Raw genomic sequence first — 13213 nt, 5'->3', positions numbered from 1 at the left:
CGACGAGCTGCCGAAGCTGGATTTCCGTCCAGCCCCCACCGGAGACATCTTGAACGCCCACATAGCCCCGCGCGCCGCAAGGCGCGCGGCCCAACACCGCAGACCAGCCCGCCCAGGGCGGCGTCGTTCGAGCGATTGTCCGTCTTGATTCCGGTTCAGGCAGCTGACGTGGCTGCGAGGTTCGGGGATTGGTCTGGAACGGGGGCAGGCACAGTCTCCGGGTGATCATGAGGTGTTGAGTCCCTGATCACCCGGAGACTGTGCCTGCCCGATCATCATCGCCCCTCGGAGCCCCGAACCGCGAACCGTCCAGCCCCACCGCCCCGGCCGAAGCCACCGTGCGCCGGATCCTGCAGCGCGTTGACGGCAACGCCCTCGACGCTGCGATCGGGGCCTGGCTCGCCGCCCGTGATCCCGACCGTCCGCCGCCAGACCAGGAGCCGGGCCGGCGTGCCCGCGGCTCGCTGGCCGTGGACGGCAAGACCGTTCGGGGCGCCCGTCGTGCCGACGGCACCCAGGTCCACCTGCTGGCCGCGATGACCGGTACCGGCCTGGTCGCCGCCCAGCGCGAGGTCGGCTCCAAAACGAACGAAATCACCGTCTTCAAGCCGGTGCTCGCCGGGCTCGACCCGACCGACACCGCGGTCACATTCGACGCCCTGCACTCCCAGACAGCCCACGCCCGCTTCCTGGTCGAGGAGAAGAAGGCCCACTACATCGCCGTGATCAAGGGGAACCAGCCGCTGCTGCACCAACACCTGAAGCAGCTACCCTGGCGGGACGTTCCGCTACTGGACAAGACCCGCACCACCGAGCACGGCCGTGACGAAATCCGCCGCCTCAAGACCTGCACCGTCACTCGTGGTGTCGGCTTCCCGCACGCCGCCCAAGCCGTGCAGATCGTGCGCCGCCGCCGCACCGTCACCATCGGCAAGGTCACTTTGGAGCGTGTCTACGCGGTCACCGACCTGGCGGCGGAGCAGGCCGACGCTCCCGAGATCGCGCACCGCGTGCGCGAGCACGGGGGTATCGAGAAAAAGATCCACCACGTGCGCGACACCACCTTCGCCGAGGACGCCTCACGCGTGCGGACCGGAACCGCACCCAGGGCCATGGCGGCACTGCGCAACCTGGCCATCGGCACCCTCCGCCTCACCAGCTGCGACAACATCGCCGCAGGCGTGCGCAAGGCGACCGAGATGCCACCCGACCGCTGGCCACCCTCGGCATCACGTGATCAAACCGGACGGATCGCCAGAACGACGCCGCCCTGGGGTGCAACCCACCTCACTCGTTGACGTTGTGGCTTCTCTTCGCGGCTGGCGTCGACAATCCGAGTTCGGCCAAGCGCTGACGCGTTGCCGCGGTGGCGACTGCCCTATCGGCAGCACTTAGGTCCTGATCAAGCTTTCGGGCAGTGTTCCGAGCCACCAGAAGCGCGCCCTCCGAGATGGCAGCCTTGGACGCATCAGGGAAAGCATGGATCAAGAGTGCCCGGGCGGCCCGGGTAAGGGAATCGCCTTCGCGTATCGCAACGCTCCACTTCATCCCTGATCACCTTTTGTAACAGTTAGCGCGCGGGTGCTTACTTGCGGCAAGCATCACCCGACGCCCCCGGGGTGCCGAGGATACATTGATATCCGCCGGGCCGGCAGGTGCATCCTCCATCCGGGCATAACAAACCAGACACGAATTAAAAAGCTGCACATAGGAAATTGCGGCCTTCGCGGCATACGCACCCCGATCCGAGGCCCCGTATACTGCACTTGTGTGCCATGCATTATAGAAGAGCTTCTTCCAGCACCTTTGGGACCTTACTGAATCATCTCCGTGCGCCCGACAGAACTCCCTCAGCGCAGCATCATCCTCCTCGGATTGCCCAACATAATTAGATATATGGCAAGAGTTTCCCTTATCTTTGATAATTAGTCGATAGTCCGACCTATTAAACATCCTCCTCAAGGTCTCCGCTGCGGTGAGACCGACTGCGCCGCCGATCAATGCCGGGATGGCGACCCAGCCGACAATTCGCATTGCGACGGCAAGCCCCTGATATGGGCGCTCGGCTGGACTCGGGACCGAGACGGGGGTCGGCTGCGCCGCAAACAGAGAAACCTTCTGTATTGCATCGGGCGCCGGGGAGGACGAAGAACTAGGGCTGGCATACGGATTCTCCAGGCCAGTCATGAACTGTGTTGCGTCATCGAATGAAATTGCAATACCCACCGCGACAAACAGGAGCGAGGCAGTCAACAGCGGGATAGCGGACCAACGAAAAATCCAATGAGGGATAGGCCGATGATAAAACTGAGCAAAATACCGCCCTGGCTTTCGCCAGAACGACTCTTCAGGTGGCCATAATTTGGGCGACCCCTCAAGTGGCCATAATATAGCCATCGCACATCCACCTTTCAAGCAGCCCGCAATGCAGGCATCACACATCTACAATAAGTCGCCGCACGGCTAGCGGCAATTCAAACCACCCCAGGCGTGATCCCGGTGTCGATTTTCGGCAACCGAAAGAACAACTTACAGCGGGTCCTATGTGGTGATCAGGTCGTTTGATTGGGCATGGGGAGTGGTGGGTTGCACCCCAGGGCGGCGTCGTTCTGGCGATCCGTCCGGTTTGATCACGTGATGCCGAGGGTGGCCAGCGGTCGGGTGGCATCTCGGTCGCCTTGCGCACGCCTGCGGCGATGTTGTCGCAGCTGGTGAGGCGGAGGGTGCCGATGGCCAGGTTGCGCAGTGCCGCCATGGCCCTGGGTGCGGTTCCGGTCCGCACGCGTGAGGCGTCCTCGGCGAAGATGGAGCAGTCCAGCGCCCTGCCCACCGACGTGCTCGACGCCCTCGCCGACGCCCTTGAGCTCGCGGATTGGTACACCAGCGACTACGAGACGCTGGACGCCGCCGATGTCGGCCTCGCCTCCCACCGACGCCGCACCTACTTCGTCGCCGGACGCCACCAGATGGTGAGTCTGCGCACCGCCCAACCCAGCGACCTGACACCCGCCCGCACCGCCGCACAGGCCCTCGGCTGGCAGAAGGGCGTGCGGGTAAATACCCGCGGGAACCGCGCGACGCCCGGCGGCAACGAGTGGAGCGCGGACGAGACCGCCACCACCATCACCGGACGCAGCCGCAGCTGGTACTGGGCCGGCAACCCGCAGCGCCGGATCACCACCGGCGAGGCCTCCCTGCTCGTCGTATGCCCGCCGGCCACCCCTGGGACGGCTCGGATACCGCCCGGTTCCGGCAGATCGGCGACGTCGTCGCCCCCACCGAGGCCGCACGCGTCCTCGGCCCGCTCCTCGGCCGGCCATGGCGCGAGGCGGTGCGCGGCTACCTGGAGGACCTGTACGGACCGCGGTCACAGGCCCGCGCTGCCTCCGCCAATCCGCGCCCTGTCTCCCGCCGCGCCGCAGCATCCCTCTCCTCCTCGCCGACCCTGCCCGGGCTTGACGACCTGCCCGCACCGGCCGGGTCCGCAACGCCCGCCCCAGACCCCCGACCGGTGCCGCGGTCCCGCTGACTCTCGCCACCGGCAGTCGGCAGTCGGCAAATCCCATCGTCTATTCCCCCTATCCGACCAGGAGGCCCATGGAAGACATCGCGCAGGCCCTACGGGATTGGACGCCCGACGATCCCATCAGCGCAGCAACGATGAGGTGGCTGACGATGATGCCCGACATCTACACCGTCGTCGCCAGTCACCAAAGCCCCGATCGTACGGAGCAGTTCATCGTGGCGGCCGATCGCAGTGCCGCGTCCGCGATGACTGGCACCGACCGCGCCACCGCCGTCCACCTCCGGCTCGACCCCGACGCGCGGACCTGCCACCTCCGGATGGACTCGGCTGTGACTTACGCCTGGGCCGGCCACTGGCTCGTCCAGCGCGGCGCGGACCCGCGCGCCCTCGCCGCCTACCGGACCGTCCCGGCCGACCCGTACAACCTCGGCCCCGAGGAGGAGTTCAACGGTCTGCTGGACGGCGGCGACTACGTGTTCACCCGCCCCGGCGACGGCACCACCCTGCGTATCGAGAACCGGATCCGCCGATCCGGCTCGCGCTACGTCCTCCTCGGCCGGCAGATGGCCTACTCGTACGGCTTCAGCGGCGGCGAGCGCGAGGCCAACTGGGCGCTGCTGCTCGACCGCCACCCCCTCGCGACCGGGCGCCGGTTCCTGCTCCAGTTGGAGACCATCCACCTGCGCAGCGCGACCTACAGCATCGCCGAGGGCGGCTTCCCCACGAAACAGGAGGCGGAAGGCGTCCTCCGCCGGATCGACCCACGCGCCGTCGCCCCGATGCCCGCCACCGACCCTGTCACGGGCCTCGCGCCGGCCCGGCAACCTGTCCCTCCGAGGACGGCCGGCCAGGCGTTCCGGCCCCTGCCCCCGACCGGCCCGGCACGGGGACGGTGACTGGCAACGCCCCCCGCCCGCTGCAAGCCCTCCCCTCCCCGCCCGGAGGTGACGCGATGAACCCGCAGATGGAGGCCGAGCAGGCGGCTCTCGGAGCGATCCTCCTGGCGCCGGACCGGCTCCGGGACGTGGCCGACTGGCTGCAGCCGCAGCACTTCTACCGGCCCGCGCACGCCGCCCTGTTCGAGGTTCTGCTCGCGCAGTTCGCGGCCGGGCAGGCCGGGATCCCCTCGGACACCGACGGGGCCAGGTCCGCGTGGGCAACGCAGGCGATGGCCTCGGCGGCCGAGGTCAGCCCCGGCTTCACGCCCGGGTACGGGCACACGCTGATCGCGGCGTGCCCCGTGCCCGGCCACGCCGCCGCGTATGGGCGGATGGTGCTGGAGACTGCGGTCCGCAGACAGGTGCACGAGCACGCCCACCGGCTGCTGGCCGCCGCCCGCACCGGCGCCGTCGACGGCACGCTCCGCCTCACCGGCGACCTGCGGGCCGCCATCGGTCAACTCGCCGACGCCTGGGGGTCGCTGGACGAGAGCCCGCGGCCCCTTCCCGGTCCGTGGCCGCTCGAACTCCCCCCACCCGCCGTCGAGGAAACGCTGCGGCAGGAGGCGTCCCTGCTCGCGTCCCTGACCGCCCTCCCGCGCGAGGTCCGGGACATCTCCCCCTGGCTGCACCCGGCGGACTTCCTGGACCGCGGCCACCGCGCCGTCTACCGGGCCGTCGCCGCATTGGCCCACCGCAGCGAGCCGATCGACCCGCTGACCGTCCTGTGGGAGATCCAGCACCACGGAGACCTGGCCTCGGGCGCGACCACCGCCGACGCCGTGCGCGCCGTCACCCGGGCCGGATTCAGCGGCGATCCGGGCTACTGGGCCGAACAAGTCCTCCAGGCCTCCGTCCTGCGCTCTGCCATCACCTCGGCGGGCACGGTGCGCATGCTGTCCCTCGACACCTCGCTGCCCGCCGCCCGTCTCCTCGGATCGGCCCTGCGCACCCTGCGCGGCACCGAGGCGGTGCAGAAGCGCTGGCGTGCCGCCACCGGCACCGCAGGCGTCGACGGGAACCCCGTCGGCGAACCCGGCGAGCCGGAGCACCGCCGCGACGCCGCCCGCGCCCGCTCACTCGCCCCCGTCCCCGACACCAGTCCGACCGGCCCTGCGTCGCCCGCGCAGCATGCGGCCTGCGCCCGCGCGCCCATCCGCAGCAGCCACTGAACCGCTGACCACCCTCTCCCAACCGAAGGACCCCCGATGCCCACCCCCGTCCGGCCGCCCAGCCCCGCCTCCACCCGGCTGCGGGCCGCCGCCACCACCATCGACGAGCTCACCACCACCCTCCCCGGCGCCTACCGCAAGCAGGGACCGCCCTCGGTGGCAGAACTCCGGGAGCACGCGGCGCAGATCGGCGAACAGCACCAGGTGCTGCTGGGGACCGCCGCCGCTCTGACCAGCGCCCCGGACGCCGACACCGCGCAGCGAGCCCTCGCCCTCGCCCTGGCCGACGCCGGCGCCCGCGTCGGCGAGGCCCTCGCCACCGTCGGCCGGGCCGGCGCGATGGCCGCCCGGCTCTACGAGGTCGACGGCCTCGACGGCCCACGGGCCGAAGACGTGCGCGAGCGGGCAGGACGCGAGTTGAACCTCGCCCTGTCGCGGACCCGGCTCGCCCTGGAGGACGCCAGCGAAGGCCTGCGGCGCGAAGCCCGCTCGGGACGCGACGGCGCCGCGCTGCCTCCCGGCCGCCTCCGAGCCGCCGTCGCCCGCAGCACCGCGGCCCACCCGGCAGCCGCGTTCATCACCGCCCCGCACCCGGCTCCGACGCCCGCCGTCCTGCCGACCGCCGCCGGACCCCGCCGCTGACGCCGCCCTCACCTCCGGAGCCTTCCATCGCCCCACCCACGACCCCCGGGTTCGACACCGAGCGGGTCATGCTCGCGAACGTCATGGCCCATGTCGCCGAGGCCCTCAACGGCGCCAACACCGCGCCCGGCCACCCCGGCGTGCCCGCCCCCGGGGCCCTGACCGACGCGGCCGAGCACATGCTCACCGTGCTGCGGCACTGCTCCACCCGGGCCCAGGCCCTCCGGGCCGGGCCTGCCGACCCGGCCCGGGCCACGGCCGCCCGCGGCTTCCAGGCCGCCCGGGCCCACCGCCACCTCGCCCACGCGCTCGACGCCGCCGTCGCCCTCGAATGCGGCCCCGAGGACCAGGGCACCGGCCGCACACCCGACGTACGCGAGGACGCGCTCGGCTACCAGGTGCTGAACTCGACGGCCCTGGCCCAGAGCGCCCTGGTTACCGGCTGGCGGCAGACCACCGAGACCCGCGCCGAACTCCCCTCCCCGGCGCAGCGGCAGGCGTCCACCGCTGCCAGCCCGAGGCGCCCGGTCTCCGCGCCGCCCGCCGCCGTTGCGGGCGTTGTCGCGCAGACGGGCGGGCGCCGGCGATGAGCGACATCAGCGCCGACGACGTCCAACGCCTCGCGGATCTCGCCACGAACCTCGCTCAGATTCGCCGCGACCTGCGGCACACCGCCAAGGCCCCGCCCGCCAAGGTTCCGGACCTGCTGGCCCGGGACATCGGCGCGCTCGCCGACTACGTGGCCGTGGCCTGCCTGCTGCGCCCAGTTGTCTCACCGCACTGGGCCCGCCGTGGCGAACGTCGGTGAGGCCTGGGGGCCCACGTTCGCCGCCACCCGGGCAAGCCCGGTTCTGCACAGGCTCACCGAGCTCCTCGACCAGGCCTGCGACCTCGCGAACCAGGTCCGTCCCGGTGGCGAGACCCGCTCGCACTTCTACGCCCCGGGCCTGGATACCCACGTGGCCCAGCAGTTCGCCGAGGTCGACGGCATCCTCGCCCACACCATCAGCACGATCCGCCGCTTCCGCACGGACCTGGCCCAGGTCCGCAAACGCGAACTCGCCCGCGAGCAGGAGGCGCTGGCGGACCCGGACGGCAAGGCCGCGCGCTTCCTCGCCACGCGTGCCGAGTACCGGAAGCAGCCCTTGGTCATCGTGCCGTCCGGGTTCGCCGAGGAAGCCGCTGCCACCGCCGAGGCGACGTCCCGCCGTTCCGGTGCCATCCGGATCGTCTCGCGGTCCCCCGCCGCCGCGACGGCTCCCTCCGCCCCGCGCTGACCCCTGTCCACCCCCGATGATCGGAGTGCCCTGATCGACACCGACCCGTCGGCGGTGATGCGCTCCCTGGCCGACCGGCTGGAGACCGTGAACCGCACGCTGCTGCCCTCGGCGACCAGCCACCCCGCCGAGACGGCGTGGCCCATGACCCACCTGGTGGCCATCGCCGCCGACGCCAGTGACGAGGTCCTGTTCCGCACCGCTGACCCCGGCGCCGACCGGGCGGCGCTCGCCGCGTTCGCCGCCGCCGTGGCCGGCACCGCCCAGGCCCTGGCCGTCGTCGCCGACTCCGCGAAGCGGCTGTTGACCGCACCGCCCGCCGCTGCATCCCCGGCCGAGGCCGACCACGCCCACTCCGTCGCGCGCGCACTCGTCACGACCACCGCGCGGGAGCTCAGCTCGGCCGCCGACCGCGTGTCCACCGAACCGGTGGCCGCCGTCACCGACCTGTCGAGCCACCGCGGCGCGCAGGCAGGCGCGGCGCTGGCCCGCTCCCGCATCGTCAGCGTCCGACCCGCCAGCCCGGACTCCCGCGGCGACGCCGCCCCCGCAGCGCCCGTCATCCCGCTGCGCCGCAACCGCTGAACCTGGAGCGCTTCCTGCCCGCCCTCGCTGACCGCCCCGACCTGATCCTCCTGGCCGACTCCATGGACGACGCCGCGGCCTCCTGGTCCCAGCCCCAGGAGGCCGGCCACCTCCCCCCTGTAGGGCTCGTGGTCCTGCAACTGATCACGCTGTGCACGATCCGCACCGCGCTCCTGCAGGCCGCTGCCGAACAGCCCGCCCCGTACGCCGCCCCGGAGGACGCCGCCGCCGCCCGACGCGGCACGCTGGCCACCGCCCGCTCCTCCTCGTCGTCCGCCCTCGCCGACCACCGCCTCTGCGAGGTGATGGAACTGGTCCTCGCCGCGCAGGGGCAGTCGGCGACGGAGATCGCCGTCGACCACGCCAAGTGGCTCTACCGGGATGCCGCGAAGGCCCTCTCCTCGGCCTCCATCCACCTGCGCCAGCACATCCAGCCACCGCGCGCCGCCCGCACCCGCCCGGCACCGGCCGCAGCCGCGGCCCCGGACAAGCGCGGCACCGCGGCCCGGCTGCGGACCTCCTTGCGCGTTCCGTTCCGCAAGGACCGTGTCCCGAATCCAGCACCTGCCGCCCCGCACGCCGTGCCCCCGGCACCGCGGCGGCACTGACCTCCCCCACACACCTCCTACCGGAGCCCTCCCCTGCCCACCTCCTCCCTCTCCGTCGAAGAGCAGTCCGCCCTGCTCCACACCGTCGCCACCGCTCTCGCCCACGCCGCCCAGTGCCTCGCGACGAGCACTGCCCACCGCGACCCGCTCGCCGCCGCAGGCACGACCGCCCGGAAGCTCCGATGACGGGGCCGGGCGGCATACGGATCGGTTCCCTGTGCTCGGGCTACGGCGGACTCGACCTCGGCGTCCAGTCCGTCCTCGGCGGCACGATCGCCTGGCACGCCGATCCCGCCCCGGCCGCCGCCGCGATCCTCGACCACCACTGGCCCGAGGTGCCGAATCTGGGCGACATCACAGCGGTGGACTTCCGCACCGTCGAGCCGGTGTGCGTGCTTGTCGCCGGCTTCCCGTGCACCGACGTCTCCGTCGCCGGCACCAGAGCGGGGCTTGCCGAAGGCACCCGCTCTGGCCTGTGGCACACCATCGCCCGCGCCATCTCAACTCTCAAACCGTGTTTGGTGGTTCTTGAAAACGTCCGCGGATTGCTCTCCACTTCCGCCTCCTCGCCAGCCCATGGCGGTATGGAACCCTGCGCGTGGTGTCTGGGAGACACCGGCGATCAACATCATCTGCGGGCACTCGGTGCCGTACTCGCAGACCTGGCCACCGCAGGGTTCGATGCGCAATGGCAGGTTCTACGAGCCTCCGACGTCGGAGCGCCCCACCGCAGGGAGCGGGTCTTCATCGCCGCCTGGCCTGCCGCCCCCCAGCGCGAGGGACTTCAAGGGCCCGGACCCCGGCAGGGAGGACCTCGGGCATGTGATCACGCTGCTGCTCACCCCGACCTCCAACCTCGGCACGATCGGCGGCTCCCAACACCCGGACCGGCGCAAAGCCGGCGGCCACGGGCCAAACCTGAGCGACCTGGTGGAGCACCTGCTGCCGACGCCTCGGGCCAGCGACGGCACGAAGGGCGGTCCGAACCAACGCGGGAGCAAGGGCGATCTGACCCTGCCGTTCGCCGCGGCGAGACTGCAACCGGCGCCGACTGCTCAGCACGGGACGGTGCGGGGGCGCCGGAACACCGATACCCCGAGCCAACTGCCGGGGCAGACACGGCTGCCGATGGGCAACGACGCGGATCCACAGGGCTGAGCCGCTGGGGCGCCTATGCCCCGGCCATCGCCCGGTGGGAGCGCGCCACTCACCCGGCACCCGATCCAGTCGATTCCAAAGGGCGCCTCTCGCCCGCATTCGTGGAATGGGTTATGGGCCTCAAAAAAGGGTGGGTGACACAGATCACAGGCCTTTCCAGGTCGGCCCAGCTCACCGCCCTGGGAAATGGAGTCGTTCCCCAACAAGCTGCACTGGCAGCCGAGTTGCTGGTCACAGGAATTCCACTATGCGGGGATCACCAATTCCATTCCGACTGAATTCTCGACGCCCATACACCACCCGATATCTCCCGCACAAGGAGTTGGTCGGCGGGCAGAGTCTTGCCCATCGACGAACCCACCGACCTTCCCGGAGCCGCCGTTGACGCCCCCCAACCCTGCCGATCTACCCGAACGCCCCGCGGTCACCCCGGAGACCCTCGCCGAGTGGCGGGCCACCCTGGCCCGGCTCCAGGCCGAACGGGACTCGCTCGCCGTGGTCGCCGACCGGCTCTCCGAGGAGTACGAGCCGCAGGAGGCCGACGAGGTGCCCGCCGACGAGGCTCCCGACGACGACCCGGACACCGGCCCTCTGACGATCCTGGCCTTCGACGACGACGCGCTCGCCGCCGAAGTCGCCACGATGGCGCCCTGGGTCGACCACATCCTCCTCGCCGTGTACGGACAGGAGATCACCTCCGGCCGGCCGTGGTGCACCCGCTGGCCCGAGCACGACGAGGCTCTCGCCCGCATCCACCACTGCTGGCTGGCCTGGCAGGAGCTGACGGACGCCCGCTCCGGCGCCACGGGTCCGAGCGTGTGGCAGCGCGACCACCTGGAGCCGCTGCTGCTCAAACTCCGCAGCCCCGACGGGCCGTTCGCGGCGTGTACCACCAACCCCGACCACCTGAGCCACCGCCTGCTGCCCGCACCCGTCTTCACCGACCCCGACGCCCTGCCGCAGCCGGGACCGATCCGCCCGCCCGCCTAGACCAAGGACCCACACCCGTGACTGCCGCCGCGATCCTCGAATTCGACGCCCACCCGGCGGCGCTCACCGGCCTCGGCAGCCTCCCCGTCGCTCTCCATGACGTCGTCGTCCACCACCTGCGCCGCCTGGTGACCTGCCAGCAGCGCGGACCAGTCCTCGGGCGGCGCGGCCTGTGGGCCCTGACGGGGTGCCGGAAGGTCTACCTCGACGCCGACCGGTGCTGGCGCCTGGCCTACCAGGAGCGCCCGCCTACCCCGGCCTCCGGTTCCGGCGGCGGCATCTACCTCGTGGCCGCCGGCCCCCGCAGCGGTCATCAGGTCTACAACACGGCGGCCCGCCGCCTGCAACTCCTCGGTGCCGCAAGCCCCGCGGCCTGACACCCCCGCGCCTGCCCGTCGCACGACCCATCACCGCGAAGGACCACGCATGCCCGCCTCCACCTCTGTCGTACTCACTCGCCCCCAGGCCCAGCGGCTGCAGAACGCCCTGTCGATCCTCGGCCCGCAGAACACGATCGCCGTGTTGCGCCGCCTCAAGCGCAGCGGCGACACCCTCTCGGTCGCCGAACTCGCCGAGCAGACGCCGTGGATGAGCGAGGGCCAGCTCGCCTCCCGGCTGTCGGCAATGGAGGAGGACGGGTTGCTCACCCGTAGCAACGAGGCGGCGGGCACCGCCGTCACACTCACCCGCGCCGGCCGCGAGGCCCTGTTCATCCAGATCCCGTTCACCCAGTGGGCCTCCGCCCACCAGCAGGCCCCGCAGGTCGGCACGGGCCTGGGCGCGTACACCGAGCAGGCGCTGGCCACGCTCAACCGCACCAACAGCGTGGCCACGGTCATGGCGCTGATGGCGGAGGGCGAGCCGGTTTACCCCTCCGAGATCCTCGACACCACGCTGCCTGCAGGCATCGACCCCAGCAACCTCTACCAGCGTCTCGCACAGCTGGAAGAGGCCGGGATCGTCGAGCGCACCGGTACTGTGCGCAACTACCTCTACGGGCTCGCCCCGGCCGGACAGGCGCTGTCCGAACCCCTGAAGGCCCTGACCAAGTGGGCGCAGCGCCACATCCCGCCCGCGGACCGCAGCTCCTGGCCCGCGCACAGCACCAGCACCCGCGTCCACGCGCCCGCCGAGCTGGCCCCGAAGGCCGCGCCCGCCCGGTCGGCGGCGGGCACGCCCGCGCCGATCCACGGGGCGGCGGTGTCTGCGTCCCCGGCCGAGCGGGCATCGGTCCGCGCCCAGGCCGCCTCTCTGCGCTCCGTCGCCGCGGCGCTCGTCTTCAGTCACGAGCCGGCCCCGCAGCCCGCGCCGCCCACCCCCGTCGCCAACTCCACCGCCGCCCAGCTGCGCTGAGGACTCGCATGGAATCCGTCTCGCTCCCCGCTCCCGCGGACAGCGCGGCCCGCAAGCGCCGCGCCGCAACCGCCAAGGGCGCCCCTCCCGGCACCAGGCCTTTCGTCCGGCCGGACTGGCAGCGCGGACACCTCGTCGGCGTCCGACCCGCCTACCTGGCGCTCGCCACCTCCACTCCCACCGCGTCCGCCCGCCGTGTCCTGCGCGACGCGCAATGGGACCCGATGCCTGCGGACGGGGCTGTGGGCTTCACCCGGGGCGGCATCCAGATCGCGCTCGCCACCACCGAGGCGTTCCAGCAGCAGGACGTGCTCCATGCCGAAGGGCCGGACTGGCGGGTGGTCCTGAGTGCCGCAGCGCCCGACGAGGTCACCGCCGCCGTCGCCGAGGCCCTGGTCGAGGCCGCCCAGGTCGCGGTGGACGGTGCACCCGACCGCGCGGATGTCGACGGTGCCATCGACGACCTCGCCGAAGCCCGCTGGATCGGCACCGATTCCTGGCACGGTACCGACATCGTGCGGATGGTCTCCCCCGACCGTCTCGCGGAGGTCCTGTGCATGCCCGGCGCCAGTGCGTGGCTGGTCACGGTCGGCATGGACGGCGAGGGCTGGGAGGCGGCGATGGCGGGCGATTGCCCGGACATCCTCGTCGAGGCGGTCGTCGGCTTCCTGGCCTCCGAGTCCCCCGTCCGACGGCACGTCGGCGACCTTTCCGCCGGGATGCGCCGCCACCTCGACATCGGCCCGGACCCCGACCGGGCCTCCCTCGGTGTCTCCCCCGCGGCCCGGGCCGCCGGGCCCTGCGCCCCCGTCGTCGCACCCGCCACCGCCCAGCCGACCGTCCGGAGAAGCCGTTGACCACTGCCGACCAGCGCGAGGCGAACGCCCTGCTCACCGCCGACCTCGCGGAGGAGTCCGAGCAGGTGCAGGCCCTGGCGCGCACCCTCGACCTGCCGCACCGCGCC

16 protein-coding genes and 1 pseudogene are annotated in these 13213 nt (G+C 71.9%); 16 read left to right on the top strand and 1 reads right to left on the bottom strand.

The window, feature by feature from the left end:
- Positions 1–338 precede the first annotated feature (338 nt).
- Positions 339–1298 carry an ISAs1 family transposase gene (locus tag ACFVVX_RS15450; protein WP_387945547.1) on the top strand — a complete coding sequence of 320 codons (960 nt, stop codon included), beginning with the start codon at positions 339–341 and terminating at the stop codon, positions 1296–1298.
- Between the two features lie 256 nt (positions 1299–1554).
- Here the strand turns inward: ACFVVX_RS15450 and ACFVVX_RS15445 are convergent, their stop codons facing one another.
- A complete protein-coding gene (locus ACFVVX_RS15445; RefSeq protein ID WP_387945822.1) occupies positions 1555–2187 on the bottom strand; it encodes a DUF6313 family protein in 633 nt (210 codons plus the stop codon).
- 1018 nt (positions 2188–3205) lie between these two features.
- On the opposite strand from ACFVVX_RS15445, the gene ACFVVX_RS15440 reads away from it, so the two are divergent.
- From ACFVVX_RS15440 to ACFVVX_RS15370, 15 genes and pseudogenes are all read left to right on the top strand, one after another.
- Entirely contained in the window at positions 3206–3529 is a 324-nt protein-coding gene (locus ACFVVX_RS15440) for a hypothetical protein (protein ID WP_387945545.1), read from the top strand.
- 146 nt (positions 3530–3675) lie between these two features.
- Positions 3676–4422 (top strand): hypothetical protein, encoded by a 747-nt coding sequence (locus tag ACFVVX_RS15435; RefSeq protein WP_387945543.1) that lies wholly within the window; start codon positions 3676–3678, stop codon positions 4420–4422.
- 56 nt (positions 4423–4478) lie between these two features.
- Positions 4479–5636 (top strand): DnaB-like helicase N-terminal domain-containing protein, encoded by a 1158-nt coding sequence (locus ACFVVX_RS15430; RefSeq protein ID WP_387945541.1) that lies wholly within the window; start codon positions 4479–4481, stop codon positions 5634–5636.
- Between the two features lie 36 nt (positions 5637–5672).
- A complete protein-coding gene (locus ACFVVX_RS15425) occupies positions 5673–6278 on the top strand; it encodes a hypothetical protein (RefSeq protein WP_387945539.1) in 606 nt (201 codons plus the stop codon).
- Between the two features lie 68 nt (positions 6279–6346).
- Positions 6347–6868 carry a hypothetical protein gene (locus ACFVVX_RS15420; protein ID WP_387945537.1) on the top strand — a complete coding sequence of 174 codons (522 nt, stop codon included), beginning with the start codon at positions 6347–6349 and terminating at the stop codon, positions 6866–6868.
- Positions 6865–7086 carry a hypothetical protein gene (locus ACFVVX_RS15415; protein ID WP_387945535.1) on the top strand — a complete coding sequence of 74 codons (222 nt, stop codon included), beginning with the start codon at positions 6865–6867 and terminating at the stop codon, positions 7084–7086. The genes ACFVVX_RS15420 and ACFVVX_RS15415 overlap by 4 nt, the downstream gene beginning before the upstream one ends.
- Entirely contained in the window at positions 7070–7555 is a 486-nt protein-coding gene (locus tag ACFVVX_RS15410; RefSeq protein ID WP_387945533.1) for a hypothetical protein, read from the top strand. Before ACFVVX_RS15415 ends, ACFVVX_RS15410 begins: the two co-directional genes overlap by 17 nt.
- Positions 7556–7612: 57 nt before the next feature.
- Positions 7613–8140 carry a hypothetical protein gene (locus ACFVVX_RS15405; protein ID WP_387945531.1) on the top strand — a complete coding sequence of 176 codons (528 nt, stop codon included), beginning with the start codon at positions 7613–7615 and terminating at the stop codon, positions 8138–8140.
- 62 nt (positions 8141–8202) lie between these two features.
- The gene (locus ACFVVX_RS15400) at positions 8203–8748 is read left to right on the top strand and encodes a hypothetical protein (RefSeq protein WP_387945529.1); all 546 of its coding nucleotides are present in this window, start codon (positions 8203–8205) and stop codon (positions 8746–8748) included.
- Positions 8749–8930: 182 nt separating this feature from the next.
- Positions 8931–9443, top strand: a pseudogene (locus ACFVVX_RS15395) (DNA cytosine methyltransferase); the annotation flags it as partial.
- Positions 9444–9570: 127 nt separating this feature from the next.
- The gene (locus tag ACFVVX_RS15390; protein ID WP_387945840.1) at positions 9571–9906 is read left to right on the top strand and encodes a hypothetical protein; all 336 of its coding nucleotides are present in this window, start codon (positions 9571–9573) and stop codon (positions 9904–9906) included.
- Positions 9907–10287: 381 nt separating this feature from the next.
- On the top strand, positions 10288–10896 hold the full coding sequence (locus tag ACFVVX_RS15385) for a DUF4913 domain-containing protein (protein WP_387945527.1): 609 nt from the start codon (positions 10288–10290) through the stop codon (positions 10894–10896).
- Between the two features lie 17 nt (positions 10897–10913).
- Positions 10914–11273: a hypothetical protein gene (locus tag ACFVVX_RS15380; protein WP_387945525.1), complete on the top strand. Its 360-nt coding sequence runs from the start codon at positions 10914–10916 to the stop codon at positions 11271–11273.
- 49 nt (positions 11274–11322) lie between these two features.
- Positions 11323–12249: a helix-turn-helix domain-containing protein gene (locus ACFVVX_RS15375; protein ID WP_387945523.1), complete on the top strand. Its 927-nt coding sequence runs from the start codon at positions 11323–11325 to the stop codon at positions 12247–12249.
- Between the two features lie 8 nt (positions 12250–12257).
- On the top strand, positions 12258–13106 hold the full coding sequence (locus ACFVVX_RS15370; protein WP_387945521.1) for a hypothetical protein: 849 nt from the start codon (positions 12258–12260) through the stop codon (positions 13104–13106).
- Positions 13107–13213: the final 107 nt, after the last annotated feature.

The sequence above is a fragment of the Kitasatospora sp. NPDC058170 genome (assembly GCF_042883905.1).
Taxonomy (GTDB): Bacteria; Actinomycetota; Actinomycetes; order Streptomycetales; family Streptomycetaceae; genus Kitasatospora.
This window is presented reverse-complemented; position numbering and strand designations above follow the sequence as displayed.

What these genes read in the sequence shown, in the direction of transcription:
- ACFVVX_RS15445 (WP_387945822.1), bottom strand. Translation starts at nt 2,187, where the DNA reads ATGACTGGCCTGGAGAATCCGTATGCCAGCCCTAGTTCTTCGTCCTCC.
- ACFVVX_RS15440 (WP_387945545.1), top strand. Translation starts at nt 3,206, where the DNA reads ATGCCCGCCGGCCACCCCTGGGACGGCTCGGATACCGCCCGGTTCCGG.
- ACFVVX_RS15435 (WP_387945543.1), top strand. Translation starts at nt 3,676, where the DNA reads ATGATGCCCGACATCTACACCGTCGTCGCCAGTCACCAAAGCCCCGAT.
- ACFVVX_RS15430 (WP_387945541.1), top strand. Translation starts at nt 4,479, where the DNA reads ATGAACCCGCAGATGGAGGCCGAGCAGGCGGCTCTCGGAGCGATCCTC.
- ACFVVX_RS15425 (WP_387945539.1), top strand. Translation starts at nt 5,673, where the DNA reads ATGCCCACCCCCGTCCGGCCGCCCAGCCCCGCCTCCACCCGGCTGCGG.
- ACFVVX_RS15420 (WP_387945537.1), top strand. Translation starts at nt 6,347, where the DNA reads ATGCTCGCGAACGTCATGGCCCATGTCGCCGAGGCCCTCAACGGCGCC.
- ACFVVX_RS15415 (WP_387945535.1), top strand. Translation starts at nt 6,865, where the DNA reads ATGAGCGACATCAGCGCCGACGACGTCCAACGCCTCGCGGATCTCGCC.
- ACFVVX_RS15405 (WP_387945531.1), top strand. Translation starts at nt 7,613, where the DNA reads ATGCGCTCCCTGGCCGACCGGCTGGAGACCGTGAACCGCACGCTGCTG.
- ACFVVX_RS15400 (WP_387945529.1), top strand. Translation starts at nt 8,203, where the DNA reads ATGGACGACGCCGCGGCCTCCTGGTCCCAGCCCCAGGAGGCCGGCCAC.
- ACFVVX_RS15375 (WP_387945523.1), top strand. Translation starts at nt 11,323, where the DNA reads ATGCCCGCCTCCACCTCTGTCGTACTCACTCGCCCCCAGGCCCAGCGG.
- ACFVVX_RS15370 (WP_387945521.1), top strand. Translation starts at nt 12,258, where the DNA reads ATGGAATCCGTCTCGCTCCCCGCTCCCGCGGACAGCGCGGCCCGCAAG.